The following is a 21,329-nucleotide window of genomic DNA, read 5'->3' on the forward strand; positions in this document are numbered from 1 at the left end:
GTGCCAATTCTATCTCGGCCTCTCTGGCCTGTGCTTCTGCTTTTTGGAGGTCTAAGAATCGGACATAAGCTTGCTCAAAAACTTTCCCTAATCGTTGAAGTGTCTCATTTTCTTTTTCTGAAAAAGGGAGGCCACTATATCGAATAAGCTGTATACCTGTATTTTTATATAATGCTATTGAAATGATATATGATTTAGCATCCAGAATCATTTTTTTTCTTTCATCAGGGATTATTTTAAAACCTGAATGTTTAAAAAGATGATTCCATAGCTTGTTTTTTTCTTCATATGTATAGGATTTTGTAAAAAGATCCTTCCTTGTTTTAATTACCTCACTAAAATATGCTATATCGGGGTCATTAATTTCAGGTACATGAATACTTGTTGTACTATAACCCCTGTCTGATTCTATGCCAATCCAGATATTCAAATCTGCGTTTTGCTCGGACAAAAGTAAAATACTTGCAGTGTCTATTTGAATATTTAATACTTTCAGATTGGTGAATACAGTATTAACTACTTCCTGCAGCTCATCACTCTTATGCATTGCCAAAGAACGGCTACGCACTTTTTCGAGTGCCGCTTCTATCTGAGCTTCTCTTGCTTGTGCTTCTGCTTTTTGCAGGTCAAGAAAGCGGGTGTAGGCCTGTTCAAATACTTTTCCGAATCGCTTAAATATTTCCTCCTCTTCCTTCGAAAATTCTTCGAGTTGTAGCCTATCAATAATCAATATTGAATTCTTAGATTTCACAACTGACCTGACCAATCCAGGTGCATTATATAAGTTATCTTGCCTTTCTTTTGTAGTGTTTTTTAAATCCGAATTTTCGATAAGAGAATTGAAATATTCATTTTTAAGTCGTTGAGAATAGCTTTCTGTATAAAATTCAGTTTCATTTTTTAAGGCTTTGATAAACCTTTTAATAATAGGATGTTCTAAATAATTTGAATGTTTTATGTATGGGATGTGAAATTTTTGCAGGTAATCACGTCCATCTGCCGCCATCCAGATATTCATGCCATTTTCAATGATACTAAAATCGGTTGAGATATTGATGTAATAAATATCTATCCCTAATCCGAATATTTCTTTGTAAAGAGCTTGAACTACCTTGCTTAACTCCTCACTTTTGTGCATTGCCAAAGATCTGCTTCGCACTCTTTCCAAAGCCGCTTCTATTTCCAGTTCTCGCTCTAATCGTATAATTCTATTTTCGAGCTCCTTTTGAATTGTATTTTTATTAGTTTGCATAATTGCTTTTTTAATCGGCAGGTAAATAGTAAAAATTTAACCCTCCCCTTCTTTAGTCCATAAATTTATTTCTCCACCATGAGCCTTTACAATATCGTATGCTAAACTCAACCCTAATCCTGTGCCTTTCCCAGTGTCTTTGGTGGTGAAAAAAGGTTGGAAGATTTTGTCTTTGATGGCGTCTGGGATTCCGGGGCCGTTATCTTTTACGGCTATCAGCAGTTGGCTGTCGGCATTGAGCTGAGTACTAGCGGAAACAGTTGGTTTGTATTCATCTATTCTCTTCTTCGATTGTTCATTAACAGCCTGAAACGCATTATTAATCAAATTCAAAAGTACTCGACCAATATCCTGCGGAACGACTTCAATTTTTGGGAGGTTAGCCTCGAAGTGGGATTCAAAGTCAGCATTAAAATCTCTATTCTTAGCCCGTAATCCATGATACGAAAGACGCAAGTATTCATCTGCCAAGGCATTGATGTCTGTTAGCTCTTTTTTGCCAGAACTAGCTCTAGCTCGCACTTTTTCTAAAGCGGCTTCTATTCCAAGCTCATGTCTAAGGAATTTTATTTCCTCAGCATTTTTTTCCTGATTTTGGTCTATAATATTCATAGTTAATCCGAAATTTTTAAGAGCTTGATTTTTAAGGTATTTTATAAATATATCAAATTATTCTTCCATAATTTCATATAGAATAAATTCCTAGAGAATCGAAAACATTTTTTTTATTGAATGGTAATTTTTATTGAAATTCTAAAAAATTGGCAATCCCAAAAAATCGGCCCCATTTCTAGAAGCCGATTTTTTTTGCTTAATAATCCACTATTTATTTTACTCTTTGTCTTTCTGCATCGGATGCTGTCGTTCTATTTCTCTTTGCTTTCACCTGTTTGTTTCCAAAGTTTTTGCTGTATGTTAATTTGAAAATTCTACGCTGCATGTTTAAATTCATTTTAGCCTCGTAGCCTAAAATTTCTGAATTTTGTTCGAAATTGAATTTCATGGTCGAGAAGATATCATCTACACCAAATTTCAAGTTAGCGTCTGCCTTAGGGAATTTATAAACGGCACCATAATTCAACTGGCCAAATGCTTTCATTACTGAGATACCGTACAAGCCTTTTGACTGATAAAATCCACTTAACTCCATGCTGATTTTTGGTGAAACCGAAAAGCCTTGAAATCCTGAAAGACTATAGTTCATGACTTTAACAGACACTTCAGGTTGTATAAAATCTGCGACGGCATGATTGGCTGAGGCATTGAAGTTCAATTGGCCATTCCACCACTTGGCGATTTTGGTTGGAACCGATACAGTAGCAAACAAAGACTCGGTAAACTTCAGATTTTCAGCGGTATTGTATTGTTTATTGGTTTCGGTGTTAATTTTCAATTGAAATCCGCCGATACTGTAATCTTCGTGGCTATAATTTAAGCTCACATTTACCATTTTTATATTAAAGCCAGCACTCAGATTATTGGCTATGGCAGGTTGCAAGGCGGCATTGCCTGATATAAAAGTATTGGGGTCAACAAAGATTAAAAATGGAGCTAAGTCATTGAAAGCGGGGCGATTGATACGTTTGTTATAATTGATATTAAATGAATGATCGTCGTTTATTTTGTGACTCCAATAAACAGTTGGAAAAATATATCCATATTTACGATCTACTATATTGGCTTGTTTGTCAGAGCCCAGATTTGAAATGGTGTATTCATATCTAAGCCCGCCTTTAAAACTATTTTTGGTATTCAAAGTATAATTAGCTGAACCGTAAGCAGCAGCTATATTTTCTTTTAAACTGTAATCTGCTGTAAATTCTTCGTCCGAAACCCAAGCTCCCTCTACCTGATTTTGCACCAAAACATCGTTCGAAAATCTTGAAATGACAGTCTTCACACCACTTTCAATAGACAGTTTATTATTCAGTTTTTTGTTAAAATCTAAGGCTATTGGAAGCATATTGATTACTGTCTTTTTTGAGCTGGTCAAATTGTCTTCTCTTTCAAATATACCTTGCTGGCTAAATATGTTTTGGTAGGTATTTGGGTTAGCATTGTCATATTTCAATAAATCGATATTAAAAGCCAGCTCACCACCTTTGGCAAATTCATGTTGAATATTGGCATTGACCATTCCATGTTTCCAAAGATTTGTTTCATTGTTTGCGATATTGATACGGTTAATTTCAATACCATTTTGAGAGATCACCGAAGTATTGTTGGCTTTCATGCTCCACTCATTTCTATAGGTTGAGACTAAAATACCTAAGGCTGTTTTTTTGCCTAATTGATAGTCCATTCCTGCTCTTAGGCCATTGTTTAATTGGTAAGGGTCTCGCACAGAATTGATTTTGGTTTGAGTGCTTACCGATTCAAAAACCGTTGTTCTATCGTTTGATACATATTGCATTTGAGCTAAGCGGCTAAATGAATAACCACCATACAAATTCAATTTGTTTTTACGGTAATTTAGGTCGGCATTGGCCACAGGTGCTGAGCCATTAAACCCTGCTGCAGTTAGAGCGTAAGAGCCATTCAAGCCTTCGTCGAGTTTTTGACTCAATACTATATTGATATACCCAGCATTGCCACCTGCATCATATTTGGCCGGTGGAGTAGTGATGAGCTCTATACGTTCTACATTATTTGAGCTCATGCCTTGGAGCATATTGAGAAGGGCAGCAGCAGGAATATAGCTCATTTTTCCATTGATCATCACTCGTACTCCGTCTTTGCCACTCATACTGAGTGTTCCCGCCTGCTTGTTAACAACAATACCAGGACTTTTTTGCAAAATATCAAGCACGGTACCTCCTGCACTTGTGATGCTGTTTTTGACATTGATAACCAAGCGATCTATCTTTTGCTCAATTAGTGGTTTTTTGCCTACCACTACTACTTGGCCCAGTACCAAACCCGCTACTTTGAGTGAATACTCAGTGGGAGTATTTCCAATTGTAGCCGGAACAACCTGATTTTCATACCCTACATAACTGATATTAAGCAAATAGTCTCCTTTTTTAACTTTATCAAAAAGAAAATAACCATCGGCATTTGTAAAACTTGCTTTTATAAGACTACTATCGGCTTTTTCCATCAACAATACCGTACTTCCAGGTAGCGGCTCATTGGTTTCCGATTTTACTCTTCCGCTAATGTTGTTTTGGGCTAAAGTTTCGAAAGTAAAGGAGATAAATAAGTAAAGCAGAATAGTGCTTAGCAGAGATTTTTTTAACGTTTTCATGATTTTTTTTGGTTTATACTAGAAATAATTTTCTTGTTTATTAATGATCTACACGCCTGTTTTTGAATGGTCTCGGTCTATGGTTTCGATTTAAGCTACATCCCTAAAATGAAAGACTTTTAATTAGCTTACTCAAAGCCATTTGCGTAAATAATTACTCAACAAAGGTATTTAAGCCCTACGGATAAGGCTTGGTACTATGTATCCAAAAGTTTGTATATTGTCACATTCTAGTAGAAATTACCAAAAAAAGAAAAAAAAAAAGGGTGCCAATAGGTCCAAAAGACCGCGTTATAAAACAAATTAATTTAAGCCTTGCCCGTGGAAAAAACCTTAAAAGGCAGCATGTAGAAAAAGCCTTTGAATATCGCAATGCCAAGTTTCAATTTTGGCATTGCGATAAAGGCTTTAGAGGTCAATTTAAATTTTCTAATATAAGATTTCATCCTGAAGACTTTTTTTCTTAAGAAAATATCTAAGTAAAAAAGCTTAATTAAATACCTCATTTTTGTTTCGGACTTAGCTTCTTTTTAAGCCAGTTTCTCATAGGCACTTCAAAGAATCGGTTAGCCAACCATGAAGCAAAAAGGCAATAAAACCAAAGAGAACTATCCAAGTTTCCGTTTGACTCTACACTACAGTAGTCTTGCCAGGTGCTTTGGTAGTTTTAAGATAAGCATGGCAATAAAAGGAAACAACATGTACATCCACCATTCTCTACTTATACTCCGTGTGGCGTGGGTGAAGGTAAACCAATGATGAAAATTCATAGAGTGAAGTAGAAACAAGGTATTTACAAAAGAATAGACCGAATTTTTAACTTGAATTAATGGGAATTTTGGAAAGCCAAGACTCCCTGCAATGCCCCAAATAACAGCATTGAGAAAATAGATGCATAGGGTAAATACGGGCAAATCGTGCCACAAAAAATGTCTTGAATTTCTTCATGTTGAAAACTTCAATAAAATAATCAGCGTAGACATAGCAGAGTATGAAGCCGCTCAATACAAAGAAGAAATCGACCATGATGTACATACCACTGAGCAAGCTTGATTTGCTGGGCTCTATGAGCATACTTCCACCAATAAACTTTAAAAATAGTTCGGCATGAAATACCATAGTGAGTAAGGCCGCTATGCCTCTTAGGGGTATTAAATTTTGAAGATATTGTTTTGTTTTCATTTTTTTTGAGGGTTTATAATTGAAGTTTAATTTGAGTCTTGTAAGCGTCTGAGTTCGTCATTGAGGCTGTTTGATGATTTTCTTTTGGCCTTCAATTTTTGGTTTCCAAATTTTAAAGCGGCACTAATACTAAACCTGCGATTGTCAAAAACTCTTAAGCCATCGGTGACAAAACCTCCATAATTACCTTTATAGAAATAATCGCTGTCGGTTCTAAAAATATCTGACCCTGTGATATTAATTTGCAGTTTTTTCTCGAAAAACTCTTTGCGTAAACCAAAGTTGACTCCCTGGTTTCCTTCTACCAAAATAGAGCCACGCCATATCAAATCGCTAAATTTGTAATAACTCAAATCCATGTTAAAACCTTTTGGGAGTTTTAAGCTATTTTGAACTCTTATGTAATAATTTCTTGCGGAAAGGTCAATAATAGTACCACTTAAGTCTCCATTGAAAGTGTTGAAAGAGCCATTGAAAAATGTGGTCACGTTCCAATATTTATTGACTTGGAAAGGATAGGAAACCGAAACCGCATAGCTAGTGGCCTTCTGCATGTTTTGAGGTATTACTCGGTAGCTATTTTCTCCAATAGATTCGAATATCGTGGCGAAAAAATCTTTGGTCACACTGTAGGCATTGGTAATCGTCAATCGCTGCTTAAGGGTATATGTAAACTGGTAGTTCATGATATAGTTGGGCTTAAGAAATGGATTGCCTTCCCATACCAAAAGCTGACTTTGAGGAGTGATAAAAGGGTTTAAGTCGGTGTAAGATGGTCGAGTAATTCTTTTGCCTAAGCTAAGGTTCCACGCATGCGATTTTTGGTCATTATAAGCAAGGCCAATGTTCGGAAATAAATTGTTGTACTGTCGCATTACATCTTTTTTATCAATCTCCTTTGACGAGAAAAGCTCTCCATGGGAATTGGTGTTTTCCATGCGTAAGCCTACATTCAAATTGTATTTTTTGTTAAACTTTACATTGGCTAAGCCATACAAGGCCAATACTTTTTCTTGATATGAAAACGTATTGCTTCGGCTATCGTCAAGCAGAGGTACATTACCTTCAATATTATAAAAATCAAAAGCATTGTCAGTTTTTATGATCCCGTATTTTGCTCCTGTTGAGAGTGTTAGCTTTTTCCAAGATTTGTCATAGTCTGCCTTTATGGAGTAAAAGTTGATATCAGTTGCGGCATCAAAACTGGTGTTTTTAGTAGAAAGGACCAGTTCTCCGTCAAGTGCATAAAAGGTATTGGGTTGCTCGGTGTGTCGGTCAGTTTGGTAATTGCCATAACTTACATCGGCGGAGAAATTTTCAGATGAGCTTATGTCCCAGCGGTGCTGCAAATTGAAATTAAAATTATTGGCTCCACCATTCATTAGGGTTTTAGCGTTCAATATTTCTTGCAAATCGGTCTTTTGCTGGTATATTTTAGTTGTGTTTTGCAGTTGGTTTAGGTTATCGTTGAGAATGGCGACTCCCGAGAAATTGAGCGAATGTTTTTTGCTCAAAATAGCTTCAAGACCAAAGTCGACATTGCTGCTTTTTTGACTTCTCAATTCATACGATTTTGAATCAATAAAACTTCCATTTTGGTCTTTGGTGTCAAACAAATCATCTTGATTATCAGAGTCAGAATAAGTAAGTCTGGCGGAGGCATTTATTTTTGAGCCGCCGTAGTTCAAAGCGACACCCGCACTGCTGCGGTAGAAGTTTCCTTTTGATGAGTTGGCATTGGCGGTACCATTAAAACCCAAGGCTAAGTTTTTCTTTATTTTGATGTTAATAATACCCGCATTGCCCTCCGCGTCATATTTTGAGGAAGGATTGCTGATAATCTCAATGGTCGCAATATTGTCAGAAGTAAGACTCTGCAAATACATTGAAAGGTCGTTTCCGGTCAATCGTGAACGTTTTCCATTGATATAAATCTGGATGCCCCCGCGACCTAAAAGCGAAATGTTATTGTCCATGTCAAGCGTCACCCCTGGCGACTGCTTAAGCAATTCGAGGCCATTGGTTCCCGAGGCACTGGGGCTGGCTTCTACATTGAACACTATTTTGTCAGCTTGAACCTCAAACAATGGAACCTTGGCCGAAACGACCAATTCTTTCAAACCCGTTGTAGCCACTTTTACCTCTATTTCAGGTATATTTTTTTGCTCACCGGACTTTAAATTAAATAAAGCAACTTGCTTTGTTTCGTATTCTAAGTGCCTTACGATCAAGATATAATTGCCCGATTCAATATCTTTGAAAGCATATTTGCCTAATGTGTCGCTAAGTACTCCGGTAATTATAGTAGAGTCTTGGTCCAAAAGCGAAATCGTTGCGAATTCTACTGGTTTTTTCTCTGAGTTTTTGATCTGTCCAGAAATTTGACCGAAGGCCATTCCCAATTTACTTTGAGCATGAAGGTTCACAGAAAAACCGATTAGGAATAAGAGAACAGGTAGGATACGTTTAAGCATTTTTGATTTGTTAGTTTTCATGATCTACTTTTTTTAATGTTAATTGGCACCACGATCTTTTTATAAGAACTGATTACTGAACAAAAGTAGAAATAGGCAAAAAGAAGGGCTTGGTGTATAATCTCAAAAAGTTGGTATATTGTCTCATTATCGAAATTTTAAAATTAGATTTTGGGCTACGAGAGGAGAGTAGGAAATAAATGAATTTTGCTTAAACCTATATTCGGAAAGTTGAAAGAATCCCTAAAATATTGGGTTCAGAATTATTTTCTTGTTATAGAATATTCCAAAAAGAAGAAAACCTATAGCATGGAACAAATTAAAACTAAATAAAAAAGGCTGGCAAAGTATTCTTTGCCAACACCTTAACTATATATTTCATTTTCATTTTTTGGGCAAAATTCTATTTTTTAATTTTCCAATAGGTGGCTTTACCATGTTGATTGTTCTCATACAGGAACTCATGCCGACCCTCTATTTTACCATTCGGCAAAATTTCGAAAGTCAAAGTATCATGCAATCCTTCAGGCATGCAAGGAAACTGAAAAGTATTCTTACCAACATATTCATATGGCTGACCAAATACTTCATTTTTGAGCCACACTGCACCATTTTCCTTTATAAGCACAATTTCACTTTTATCGTTGCTATAGGTACCTACTAGGTTATCCAAACCATTGGGCGATACAGCATAGTTTTTTGCCAACGAAACGTCAAAGTTCACCTTTTTGCCTTCTTTGCTTTCTTGTACTTTTAATGTCTTTTCATTATTTAAATTGAATATTTATTTACAATTTCAAAAACACTAAAAACTTAAACAAAGGGTATTTTCAAAATTCTAGTAAATGCTTCATTTTTATTCAAAAAAAACTGATAAAAAACCCATCACTAATTGATTGCATTAATTTTAATCTAAAATTAGGCTCAAAGGTATTTGATAATAAATGAGACTATTTAGTTTAGTGTTTCAAATACTTAGCGTATAGTCTCAGGCTAAATATTGACAGTAGAAGAAGTTATTTTTGATAAAAAAAAACTTTAAATAAAGCTATTATTGAGAAAAAGAGGCCTTCGGACATTCTAAATATTTAGAATTTGATATTCATAAATTATTCAAAGAATGGCAATGGTAAATAAGCTTTTTGTAGTAAAGTAGAAATTTTTAAAAATTTAGACTAATGAGTTTTTGAGTACTTACCAAAATTCCTTTAAAGAAGACAAATATGTTTTTTAGTAAGCCAAAAAGTTAAAACCAAACCTATAAAAATATTTAGTTTCTCTAAAGAGGCAAGTTAATTTTAAAAGTTGTGCCAACACCTACTTCACTTTCTACCGCCAAAGTTCCTCCATGCCCTTTTGTAACAATATCATAAGCCAAACTCAATCCTAAGCCAGTACCTTTTCCAGTAGGTTTTGTGGTAAAAAATGGTTGGAAAATTTTTGCTTTGTTTTCTTCGGATATACCTGAACCATTGTCTTTTATGCTAATTTCAATGGTTTTGCCTAATTTTTTGGTTGATACCGTTACCAAAGGTTTATAGGATTCATTATTTTCTTTTGCGGTTTTACTTCGCTCATTGCATGCATAAAAAGCATTGTTTATAAGATTAAGAAAAACCCTGCCAATATCTTGTGGAACCGCCTCGATTTTGGGTAAATCTGCATCAAAATCAGTTTTAAAATCAGAATTGAAGGTTTTGTCTTTGGCTCTTAAACCATGATAACTCAAGCGTAAAAACTCATCGGCTAGATCGTTAATATCAGTAGGTTCTTTCTGTCCAGTGCTGGTGCGAGAGTGTTGGAGCATACCTTTTACAATGCTTGAGGCTCGTTTACCATGGAAATTTATCTTCTCCATATTTTGGCTTAAATCTTGTAAAAGTTCTTCCTCAATGCTCCCAGTTGTTAAGATACTTTTTGTTTTTAGAGCTTCGGCCAGTTCTGATACTAACTCTACATTGAGTTCTGAGAAATTATTGACAAAATTCAAAGGATTCTGGATTTCATGAGCTATACCTGCTGTTAGCTCACCTAAAGATGCTAGTTTTTCTTGCTGAACCAATTGATTTTGCGTTGCTTTTAGTTCCTCCACTGTAGCTTCTAGCTCTTCTTTTTGGGCCAATATTTCTGCAGTCCTTTCCTTTACCAGATTGTCCAATACTTCATTTTCATTCAGTATTTTTTTGTTCTTTTCTTCCTCAGCTTTTAGTGCCTTCTTTTGATTATTAAAACTTACTGCATAAGCGACTAACCAAACCAATCCACCTAGCGAAAAGAAATTAAATATATTACTGTATTCTTTAGTAATCGATGGAGCTATTGAATCAAAAAAACCTTTAATACTTACTATTAAAAAAAGTGGAAACCCAGCCTTTAAGAGGGTAAATGATAGATTATTTTCTCTAATAATCCAAAGTACATATAGGATATAAGCATTTAACCCGAACCAAATAAAATTAACCATTGGCTGGAACTTTTCAGGAAGAACCAAGTCTATCACCAAAGCAAATGGTAAAATAAAAAAGACTAAATACCTAGTAGGAGTTTCTAGATTATATTTATCAACTTCTATTTTAAGCTTTTTTCGAATAAAATTGATTACAAAAAAAGTAATGAGAAAATTGACCATTTCAAATTGGATTTTAAAAAATTCGTCCGCGAATAATATTTATAATTTCAAATTTGCAAAAAAAAGACGAGAAAGTTCTACAAATCAAAAATTACGATTAATAATAGCGTTTTAAACCAAATGCAAAGCCCAAACAAGAACCCAAATCAATACGAAACTGATTAAAAGAGAAATATTAACCATCGTGCCGGCTATTCTAGAATCAAAACCAAATTCGTCAGAAAACGGAAGTATAGTCATGCCCAAAGGTAGAATCACCAAAACTATCAAGACACTTTGCATCAAGGAAGGTGGAAGGAAGAAATATAAAGCTGCAACACAAATACCCCCAATCAAATACCTTAAAATCAAAACTTTTGAGATGTGTTTCATTTGTGATTTATTTAGCTCAAAACTCAAATAAATCCCCATCAAAAGTAGCACCAAGGGCTTGTTGGCTTTTGCTAAAATACCTAAAAAATCAAAGGCAATATCGGGTAAAGGAATACTAAAAATATTGATTGATAAGCCAATAACCATTCCTGTAACAGGCGGCAATGTAAAAACCCGAAGGAGCAGTTTAGAAACTGGAAACTTTCCATCGCCACGTTTGGCAAAATAAGCACCTACGGGGTATACGCCTCCAAATGTCATAATCGTGTTGCCGATATCAAACATGACAGCAAAAACCAAGGCTTCTGTTCCCCAAATTCCTTCAATCAAAGGAAAGCCGAAAAGTCCGACATTCAAGCCTCCTGAGCCCATGGTCAATACACCACGCAATTTGGATTCTAGGCCTTTGAATATATAAAATGCTGAGCTTATCATCACTACGCCCATACTCACACATAAAAACGGCAAAAGAAACAAAGTTGGCTCCAGCTTAACTTTGGCAGTAGAAATAATCATCAAAGCAGGAAAAGTAGTGTGCATCAAAAACTTAGAAAGTACTTTCCCTTCTTTTTCGGTAATAAAATTGTACTTTTTTATCAAAAAACCCATCAAAATGAGGGCAAAAGTGATAACGAAAGTAGCGTTTGCTTGGGCCATCTTGTAAATTTAATCTGCAAAGATAATTTGGTTTTTCAGATGCATAAAATTAATATCAATTGAAGACCAAGAATCTGAATTATAGTATCATTCTTTCATTGAACATGTAAATATTTTAATACTAAAATATGTTTTCTACCAAAAAAATAAACTTCTTAGGACTACCAGATGATTTCAAAAAACAAATTAATTCAGTTTTATTTAAAAACCAGGCGGTGGCCCAGAGGTATTATAATCACAACCATCTATTTTCGCAGTAAAACTAGGCATACTGATGGTTTCAAAACCAGGACTGAAAAGTATACTTTTTCCCGCAGAATAAATCAAGGAACCTATTACTTGCACCTTAGCTGAGGATGTAATATTATTTCTAACATTGACTGTGTTTTGTCCTGCCCAAGTCTCTGAAAAAGTCTGAGATAATCTACAATCTTTTAAAACATGAATTTCCTTACCAGCCAATCCATCATCAGCTACAAACATTACTAAATTTCTCAAATTGGCGTAAAAAAACTTATTGGCACCAGAAGAAAAATTACCAGGATTAACATCTTTTCCAAGAAATGTCTCATTGCCGTCATAAAAATAGGGCTCATAACCAATACTATTATCTAAAGTAGTTGAAAAAATAGATGTAAATTCATTTCCTGAAATCTCAGCACCAACAATTGAAGAATTTTGGATTGTCCCAATTTCTGTTAAATCAGATTTTGTCAATACATTCGAAGTTCCATTGTAAGAAAAAAACAAAACGCCAAAATCATTGTGAGAAAAACTATTTTTATTTAAATTTATAGGATTAGAGGATTCTGATCCTGGCCTTATATCTTTAACCATTACGGTTCCTGTTGGCGTTCCATCAGATTTCCAAAGTTCATTCCCATGTGTGCCGTCATCAGCGGAAAAAACCAAGAATTGATTGTTATAGTTGGTCATATATTGAGGATTAGACCCAGAACTCGGAGATATATCTTTTACTAAAACTGTTCCTGCATTGGTGCCATCTGTTTTCCATAATTCTGAGCCTATTATTGGATCTTGATAAGTAAAAAACAAAGTATTGCCAACTATTTCAAACTTAAAACTATACGTTGGTGCATTTACTCCGGGTATTAGTTCTTTTAAAAGTTGTGTGCCAGTTCCAGTACCATCAGTTACCCAAACCTCCTCTCCATTTGCTTGGGTAAATGCAACAAAAAACAACTTTCCATTGCAGACATTAAAGTCTGTCAATGGACTTCCAGATCCGTAAGGCTCTATGGATTTTAATTTAAATTCTATAGTGCCATTTGTAACCCATAGCTCTTCGTTTACACTAAAATACAAAAAGCCGGCATATTCCTTTAGACCGTATTTAGAACCAACTGAGTAAGCGGCATTTTCATGAAAAATAGTGGGTGTAGTTACTCCATCAGTTACCATCAAATGGCGATTCGCGTAGAAATAGGTTTTGCCTCCAAACTCCACAAAGTCAGTATTTATAAAACTAGAGCCTGAATAAAAATCAAAAGTGGAAAGATTTGAAAAATCCCCTTTGATATCGATTGGGTAAGGATTTAGGTCAGCAAAAAGTGTTGTTCCAGATGTAGTTCCATCAGTTTTCCATAACTCCATGCCATGTTTTCCATCGTCATAATTAAACAATATTGCGTTGGTAGTTTCTTTTACATAATTGAAATTTTTCCCATTTTCAAAACCGGCAGTTTTGATATCTTTCACTAGCGATGCTACCCCCGATTCCATTTTATAAAGTTCGTAACCTGTACTAGAATTAAATCCAGTGAAGTAAAATTTATTTCCAACTTTTGCAATTGGATAAATATTGCTAAGCCCAAGTGATGGATTGATGTCTTCTATATCTATTGTTCCTGCCAATGTACCATCGGTTTTTCTACCACGAAAACCATTAACAGTATCATTGCATATATAATACAGCTCATTATCAAATAATTGGAAATTGGAAAAGGTAGAAGATTCAATCCCAGCAAAATGGTCTTTTACAATCGATGTTCCCAAAAGAGTCCCGTCCGTCTTCCAAAGCTCAAAACCTGAGGTACCATCATTTGCAATAAAATACATTTGGCTATTGGCTACGATAAATTTACGCTGATTTAGGTTTGTAGGAAATATGCCTTCTCCAGAAACAAGCGTCGGATTAATATTTTTCAACAACTGTCTTTGACTAAAAAAGCCTGTATTTTCAAATCTGTAAATTTGTCTTTTATTATTGAAGTCTACTGCTGTATAAATCAAAACATTATTCAAAGCTCTTAAATCTTTTGGGTCACTTTCTGTAGCTCCACTTATGCCATTTCCCAAACCAAACTCATCAATGTAAACGATGTTTCTTGGGTTACCAAATCTTGTAGCTGTAAAATAAACAATATTGTTGCAAAAGGTTAAGTCCTTTGGATTTGAGTTTCCATCACCATACCCACCGTTTAAATCTACCGGAAAAGCAAATGAACCATCAGAATAGGCAATTTCTCGGCCGTAAACAATACTATTTATTGGAAAAAATAGGTAATTTGAGTTTGCTACTGGCAGCTCTTGTCCAAATTCAATAGTACTGGCCGTTCCTGAATTTATTCCTTCAGTCAAAACTACAGTGCCCGCTTCTGTACCATTTGTTTTCCAAAGTTCCCTACCCTGGGTATCATTAGACGCATAAAAATAAGCTTCTCCATTGAAAATGGTAAACCCCTGAATACTCGATGAGGTTTGTCCAGGGTATATATTTTTCACCATTTGAGTCCCAGCTGAGGTTCCGTCGGTAATCCAAAGTTCTTCTCCAGCAGTATCGTTGGTAGCAACAAACAAAACCTTCGTACCTAAAACAAAGAAATTCTTTGGGTAAGAGCCATAAGGTCCAGGATATATGTCTTTCAAAATCATAGTTCCGGCAGCGGTACCATTGGAAATCCAAAGCTCTTGATTACTGCTAAATTGAGCATCATATGCTGAAAAAAGCATAATGTTATTAAAAGCAATAAAATTAGAAGGAATATTATTCTGAAAATATGGCCCAAAAGGTGCCGTATATGGACTTTTTACAAGATTTGTCCCCGCATTTGTGCCGTCAGTTAACCATAGTTCAGTGTTTTCATTCGTATTGGTTTTTGTCAAAAAAAACGAATTCCCATTTGCCAAAGGAATAAACTCTCTAGGATGTGATGAACCGTTATCGGTTTTAATATCCTTTAGTAAAGACTGCCCAACAACATTTGTAAATAAAAATAGAATCGGAATAAAAAAAGTTTTTGGTATCATGATAAATATTTTCAATAATTCAAACTCAAACTAGCTTCAAATTCATCTCTTTGAAAATACTCAACCTAATAATCCAAAAACTTTTTATGTTTCGGTAAAAAAAAATAGAAGTTTAGAAAAATTGCCATTTTTTGACTTAACTTCAATAAATTAATTTTTGAAAAAATGCCAACCCTAAAAATCAATAATTGCGATATTCATTACGAAATACATGGAGAAGGAAACGAAACCATCGTGTTTTCTCATGGTCTGCTTTGGAGTGGAAAACTATTCTATAAACAAGTTGAGTATTTCAAATCAGCCTACAAGGTAGTTATTTATGACCATCGTGGACAAGGAAAATCTGAAGTGACAGCATCTGGCTATGATATGGATGCACTTTCTGAAGATGCGGCAAAACTTATCGAAACTTTAAAACTTGGAAAAGTACATTTTGCAGGCTTATCGATGGGTGGTTTTGTTGCTATGCGATTGGCCGCTAGGCGACCTGATTTAATAAAATCAGCAATTTTAATTGAAACATCCGCTCAACCGGAGCCAAATACGGCAAAATACACCTTTCTAAATACCGTTGTAAAACTATTTGGTGTAATTCCAGTGGCAAATGCCGTAATGAAAATCATGTTTGGGGATACTTTCTTAAATGACACCAACCGCAAAGAGGAAAAAGAAGAATGGAAAAACGAACTTAAGAAAAACCAAAAATCTATTGTAAAGGCAGTAAGTGGGGTTATATCAAGAAATGGTGTTGAAAATGAACTGAAAAACATTAAATGTCCAACTTTGGTAATGGTTGGCAATGAAGACAAAGCTACAATTCCTGCAAAAGCAGAGTTTATACATAAGAATATTCCTCAATCTAGGTTGGTTTATATAAAAAATGCTGGTCACTCTTCTAGCGTTGAGGAACCTGAACAGGTAAACATAGCAATTGAAAGTTTTTTAATCGGGTTAAATCCTTGATTTGCAAATCTTTTATAAATACTTTTCAATCTTACTTTTATAGAAATTATTATTTTCAATTTGAATATTCCAAGAAAAACTGGCTCAAAATATCCTTTTTTATTTTCCTTTGTATATCTTTAAAAAACCTAATCGATTTAACAAACTAATAATATATGAAACTTGCTCTTCATTGGAAAATCCTCATCGGACTTGTACTCGGCCTTGCATTCGGTTATTTCATGAAAACCATCGACGCCAAAGATTTTGTAACTGACTGGATAAAACCATTTGGTACAGTTTTCATAAACCTTTTGAAAATGATTGCCGTACCATTGATAGTGGTTTCGCTCATCACCGGCCTTGCAGACTTAAAAGACATCTCTAAACTTTCAAAATTGGGCAGCAGAACTGTTGTTTTATATTTGTTTACGACATTTTTAGCAGTATCAACTGGATTAGTATTAGCCAATATAGTAAACCCTGGGAAGTTTATAAATGCAGAATCAAGACAATCACTACTCGAAAACTTCGCTGGAGATGCAAGCAAAAAAATAGAGTTAGCCGTAAATCAAAAAAGCAAAGGTCCGCTTCAACCATTGTTAGACATTGTCCCTGATAATATTTTTGGAGCATTATCAAACAATGGCTCAATGCTACAAGTCATTCTTTTTGTAATACTTATCGGAATTGGTTTAATTCTTATTGATCCTGAAAAAGCCAAACCTGTAACGGATTTCTTCAAAGGCTTCAACGATGTAATTCTTAAAATCATAGACCTAATAATGTTGATTGCACCCATTGGCGTATTCTCATTGATGTCTGCACTTATGGTCGAAATTCCAGATTTTTCTGTTTTACAAGCTTTACTTATTTATGCATTTACCGTAGTAATTGGCTTATTACTAATGACTTATGGAGTTTATCCAACTTTATTAAAAGTTCTTGCCAAATACCCTGTGAAAAAGTTTTTTAGTGCCATGGCTCCAGCCCAAATCCTGGCCTTCTCTACAAGTTCGAGTGCTGCTACATTGCCAGTAACGATGGAAAGAGTAATTGAACATGTAGGCGTAGAAGAAGAAGTTGCGAGCTTTGTATTACCTCTTGGAGCTACTGTAAACATGGACGGAACCAGTCTCTATCAGGCCGTCGCAGCTATATTTATTGCTCAAGCTTTTTCTATGGATTTGACTTTTTCACAGCAAGTCATGATTATTCTGACTGCTACATTAGCCTCTATTGGCACTGCCGCAGTACCTAGTGCAGGGATGGTTACATTGGTAATTATCCTTGGTCAAGCAGGAATTCCTGAAGCAGGATTAGCACTTATTTTTGCGATTGACAGGCCTTTAGATATGCTTCGCACCGTAACCAACATTACCAGTGACGCAACAGTTGCAACAATTGTGGCATCTTCAGTGGGGAAACTCAATAAGCCTGAACCCCATGAATGGGATGAAAATCTAAAAAAATAAGTCTAAAAATTCGTTCAAAAACTGTCCAAAATCATATTTTTAGATATTTTGCAACAATTAGCCCTAAATATGGGTTAATTTTGCATTATGATTACAGTTAGAGAAAGGCCGGTAACGCATTGGTTGCCAATCACAAAAAAGGAAGTGGAAATGAGAGGTTGGGATGAACTTGACGTTATCCTTATCTCTGGTGACGCCTACGTTGACCATCCATCTTTCGGCACAGCCGTGATTGGCAGAATAATTGAAAGTGAAGGTTTTAAAATAGCCATCATACCTCAACCCAACTGGAAAGACGATCTTCGTGATTTCAAAAAACTGGGAAAACCCAAATATTTCTTTGGAGTAACAGCTGGTTGTATGGATTCTATGGTGAACCATTACACAGCCAATAAACGTAAACGCTCAAACGATAGCTATACACCTGGTGGTGAAGCCGGCTTTAGACCTGACTATGCGACAACGGTGTATTCAAAAATCTTAAAAGAAATTTACCCTGATGTTCCAGTATTGATTGGCGGCATTGAGGCTTCTTTAAGAAGAGTTACGCACTACGATTATTGGGCAGATAAACTTCTCCCCTCTATTTTGGTAGATTCCGAAGCCGACATGCTGGTATATGGCATGGGAGAGCAGCCACTTAGAGAAATTTTACGATTGGTAAAGAAAGGTATTCCTTTGAATAAAATCAAAGACGTAAATCAAGTCGCTTTTCTAGAGGATGGACTTGAGGATGTAAAAGACTATAAAAACTGGGAAACAGTAGAATTAGCTAGTCATGAAGTTTGCCTAGAAGACAAAATAAAATATGCTTCGAACTTTAAAATCGTAGAAGTAGAATCTAACAAATGGCAAGCCAATAGAATAGTACAAAAGGTAGGTGAAAAAACCTTAGTTATCAATCCACCTTTCAAAACTATGGACGAAGCCGAAATGGACATCTCTTTTGATTTGCCTTATACACGTCAGCCACATCCAAAATATGCCAAACGAGGAACTATCCCTGCATACGAAATGATAAAATTTTCGATAAACATGCACAGAGGGTGTTTTGGAGGTTGTAGTTTTTGTACCATTTCTGCTCATCAAGGTAAGTTCATAGCCTCACGTTCTGAGGAGTCTATCATGAAAGAAGTGGATGCATTAGCACAACATCCTGAGTTTAAAGGGTACATTTCTGACCTAGGCGGACCATCAGCCAATATGTACCGAATGAAAGGCAAAGACGAAGCAATATGTAACCGTTGCCAAGCCCCAAGCTGTATTCATCCTGTTATTTGCTCTAATCTTGACACTTCTCATAAGCCGCTTACCAATATCTATAAAAAAGTTGATGCCCATCCTGAAATCAAAAAGGCATTTGTAGGCTCTGGGATAAGGTATGATTTGTTAGTTGACGACTTCAACAAAAACAACCAAGACGGCAATCACGACGAATACATGGAGCAGTTGGTTACTCGACATGTTTCCGGCAGACTGAAAGTTGCACCTGAGCATACTTCTGATGCAACACTGCGTGTAATGCGTAAACCTAGTTTTAAGTATTTCAGAAAATTCAAAGACAAATACGACAAAATACAGGAAAAACATAAGCTAAAACAGCCCCTTATCCCCTATTTCATTAGCTCACATCCAGGCTGTGAAGAAGCGGACATGGCCAATTTGGCTGCTGAAACCAAAGATTTAGGTTTTAAATTAGAGCAGGTGCAAGATTTCACACCTACACCTATGACCGTAGCGGAGGTTATTTACTATACAGGCGTACATCCGTATACCCTCCAACCCATTCATACTGCCAAAACGAAAGAAGAGAAACTGACGCAAAACAACTATTTCTTTTGGTGGAAAAGCGACATGAGAAACTGGATAAAAAATCGTTTAACCAAACTTGGGCAGAAAGAATTGGCAACGAAGTTGTTGAGTCCGATGAAGAAGGATGGAATTGTTAGTGGTGACACGAACATTGGCGGTGTTGGAAATGTTCGAGAGGACACGAACAAAGGCGGTGAAAGAAATGACCGCAAAGCGGTTTTTAAAGGTTCAACAAAACCTAATGTCAAAGCAAAAGAAGAGATAATTCCAGCCAAGAAAAAACCTTTGAAAAAGAAAAAAGGTTGGGCTTAATAAGCGAATAAAATATTTAGAATATACCCGAAAGATTCCTTTTGGGTATTATTTTTTTAGGCTACATTTGAATTCAAAACTAAAAATAAAAATGTCTGATTATAAATCTTTAGCGTATTCCACAAAAGACTTTATCTGTACACTAACCCTTCTAGGGCCAGGCAAAGGGAACGCAATGGGGCCCGAATTTTGGGATGAACTACCATTGGCAATGGATGAAATAAATGTAAATCCCTCAATCAAAGTTATTATTGTAAAAGGAAGTGGTGAACATTTTTCCTATGGCTTGGATATTCTAAGAATGATGCCGAAACTTGGGGATTTATTGGGTGGACAAATGATGGCCGAAAAACGCCTAAAACTCAAAAGTCTTGTAAAACATATGCAAAGTGGTTTTCTTAAAATGCATCAATCTTCCAAGCCAGTAATAGCAGCCGTACATGGCTGGTGCATTGGCGGCGGCCTTAACATGATTTCTGCAGCAGATATCCGCCTTTGCTCTTCTGATGCTAAGTTTAGTTTAAGAGAGACTAGACTTGCAATCACTCCTGATATTGGTGGACTCCAATTTCTCCCAGATATAATTGGGCAGGGATTTACGAGAGAATTGGCCTACACTGCTAAAGATTTTGATGCCAAATATGCTGAAAAAATGGGATTAGTAAACGATATATTTGCAACGCCAGAAAAACTTTTTGAAGAAGCAAACAATATGGCCAAGCAAATAGTTGAAAATTCGTCGGTTGCTGTTCAAGGAGCGAAAGAAGTTCTAAACTATTGTCAAGACAAATCAATAGAAGCTGGCCTTGACTATGTAGCTACCTGGAATTCTGCATTTTTACAATCGGAAGATTTCAATGAAATGCTTATAGCGGGAATGGAGAAAAGAAAACCTAATTACAAGTAAATAAAATTTCAAATCCTTTATTATGATTGGCGTTTTTGATTCGGGCATTGGTGGTCTTACGCTACTTAAAGAAATGATGCACACCTTGCCTAATGAGAGCTTCCTTTATTATGCCGACACCGAAAATGTTCCTTATTCCTATAAAACCACCGAACAAATCAAAGAATTTGTAGAAAAAGCCGTAGTTTTTCTCAGAACTGAAGGTTGTAAAGCAATAGTTATAGCCTGCAATACTGCCACGAATGTCGCAATAGAATATCTCAGAGAAAAATATGATTTCCCAATCATCGCCATACAACCTGCCGTAAAAGTTGCCTTTGACAATAACTCCGGAAATAAAAGAATTTTAGCTTGTGCTACTCCAGTTACCTTAAGGTCAGACAGGTTTGAAAATCTCATAAACTCCCTAGATATTAATCATTTGATAGACAAATTACCCTTACCTAAATTGGTGGAATATGCTGAAAAAGAAATCTTCGATGGACCGGAGGTCTTAAAATACTTAAAGGAAGAATTTTCAAAATTTGATTTAGAAAAATTTAAATTTGTGGTTTTAGGTTGCACACATTTTACCTATTACGAAGACTTCATTCGTGCCAATTTCCCAAACTTAATTCCTATTGATGGAAACGAAGGCACTGCAAGGCATTTATACAATACTCTTTTTACCTTAAATCTTCTCAAATCAGATGAGAAAGGCACTCTAAAATTTATTGAATCTGGAAAATATGTAGTAGACGAAGGGAGGTTTTGGAGGTATTTAGAGAAATAATAATTTTTTTCTCTAAAATAATTTTA

At 35.6% G+C, this 21,329-nt stretch carries 14 protein-coding genes; 6 read left to right on the forward strand and 8 right to left on the reverse strand.

Going from position 1 to position 21,329, the window contains the following annotated elements; all coding sequences use genetic code 11:
- From EGI22_RS22615 to EGI22_RS22625, 3 genes are all read right to left on the reverse strand, one after another.
- Positions 1 to 1,252 (reverse strand): hypothetical protein (locus EGI22_RS22615; protein WP_255070877.1); only part of this gene is annotated, 1,252 nt, incomplete at its 3' end.
- A gap of 36 nt (positions 1,253 to 1,288) precedes the next feature.
- Positions 1,289 to 1,864, reverse strand: a complete 576-nt coding sequence (locus EGI22_RS22620) for a sensor histidine kinase (protein WP_255070238.1) — start codon at positions 1,862 to 1,864, stop codon at positions 1,289 to 1,291.
- Between the two features lie 214 nt (positions 1,865 to 2,078).
- Positions 2,079 to 4,499, reverse strand: coding sequence for an outer membrane beta-barrel family protein (locus tag EGI22_RS22625; protein WP_255070878.1), 2,421 nt, complete (start codon positions 4,497 to 4,499; stop codon positions 2,079 to 2,081).
- 891 nt (positions 4,500 to 5,390) lie between these two features.
- Between EGI22_RS22625 and EGI22_RS22630 the strand changes: the two genes are divergently transcribed.
- Positions 5,391 to 5,552: a hypothetical protein gene (locus EGI22_RS22630; protein ID WP_255070880.1), complete on the forward strand. Its 162-nt coding sequence runs from the start codon at positions 5,391 to 5,393 to the stop codon at positions 5,550 to 5,552.
- A 155-nt stretch (positions 5,553 to 5,707) separates the two neighbouring features.
- On the opposite strand, the gene EGI22_RS22635 is transcribed toward EGI22_RS22630, so the two are convergent.
- The 5 genes from EGI22_RS22635 to EGI22_RS22655 all read right to left on the reverse strand — a co-directional run bounded on the left by EGI22_RS22635 (position 5,708) and on the right by EGI22_RS22655 (position 15,083).
- Complete coding sequence (locus EGI22_RS22635; RefSeq protein WP_255070881.1) at positions 5,708 to 8,176, reverse strand: TonB-dependent receptor; 2,469 nt, start codon at positions 8,174 to 8,176, stop codon at positions 5,708 to 5,710.
- A gap of 382 nt (positions 8,177 to 8,558) precedes the next feature.
- Positions 8,559 to 8,879, reverse strand: coding sequence for a hypothetical protein (locus EGI22_RS22640; RefSeq protein ID WP_255070883.1), 321 nt, complete (start codon positions 8,877 to 8,879; stop codon positions 8,559 to 8,561).
- A 555-nt stretch (positions 8,880 to 9,434) separates the two neighbouring features.
- Complete coding sequence (locus EGI22_RS22645; protein WP_255070884.1) at positions 9,435 to 10,784, reverse strand: sensor histidine kinase; 1,350 nt, start codon at positions 10,782 to 10,784, stop codon at positions 9,435 to 9,437.
- Between the two features lie 111 nt (positions 10,785 to 10,895).
- Positions 10,896 to 11,813 carry an AEC family transporter gene (locus EGI22_RS22650; protein ID WP_255070885.1) on the reverse strand — a complete coding sequence of 306 codons (918 nt, stop codon included), beginning with the start codon at positions 11,811 to 11,813 and terminating at the stop codon, positions 10,896 to 10,898.
- Between the two features lie 201 nt (positions 11,814 to 12,014).
- Complete coding sequence (locus tag EGI22_RS22655; protein WP_255070886.1) at positions 12,015 to 15,083, reverse strand: ELWxxDGT repeat protein; 3,069 nt, start codon at positions 15,081 to 15,083, stop codon at positions 12,015 to 12,017.
- 165 nt (positions 15,084 to 15,248) lie between these two features.
- On the opposite strand from EGI22_RS22655, the gene EGI22_RS22660 reads away from it, so the two are divergent.
- The 5 genes from EGI22_RS22660 to murI all read left to right on the forward strand — a co-directional run bounded on the left by EGI22_RS22660 (position 15,249) and on the right by murI (position 21,303).
- Positions 15,249 to 16,046 (forward strand): alpha/beta fold hydrolase, encoded by a 798-nt coding sequence (locus EGI22_RS22660; RefSeq protein ID WP_255070888.1) that lies wholly within the window; start codon positions 15,249 to 15,251, stop codon positions 16,044 to 16,046.
- Between the two features lie 155 nt (positions 16,047 to 16,201).
- On the forward strand, positions 16,202 to 17,500 hold the full coding sequence (locus EGI22_RS22665) for a dicarboxylate/amino acid:cation symporter (RefSeq protein ID WP_255070890.1): 1,299 nt from the start codon (positions 16,202 to 16,204) through the stop codon (positions 17,498 to 17,500).
- A gap of 87 nt (positions 17,501 to 17,587) precedes the next feature.
- Complete coding sequence (locus EGI22_RS22670; protein ID WP_255070891.1) at positions 17,588 to 19,624, forward strand: YgiQ family radical SAM protein; 2,037 nt, start codon at positions 17,588 to 17,590, stop codon at positions 19,622 to 19,624.
- A 91-nt stretch (positions 19,625 to 19,715) separates the two neighbouring features.
- Positions 19,716 to 20,531: a crotonase/enoyl-CoA hydratase family protein gene (locus tag EGI22_RS22675; protein ID WP_255070892.1), complete on the forward strand. Its 816-nt coding sequence runs from the start codon at positions 19,716 to 19,718 to the stop codon at positions 20,529 to 20,531.
- Positions 20,532 to 20,553: 22 nt separating this feature from the next.
- On the forward strand, positions 20,554 to 21,303 hold the full coding sequence (gene murI, locus EGI22_RS22680; RefSeq protein ID WP_255070893.1) for a glutamate racemase: 750 nt from the start codon (positions 20,554 to 20,556) through the stop codon (positions 21,301 to 21,303).
- Positions 21,304 to 21,329 lie beyond the last annotated feature (26 nt).

The organism is Lacihabitans sp. LS3-19 (assembly GCF_024343575.1).
Classification (GTDB): domain Bacteria; phylum Bacteroidota; class Bacteroidia; order Cytophagales; family Spirosomataceae; genus Leadbetterella.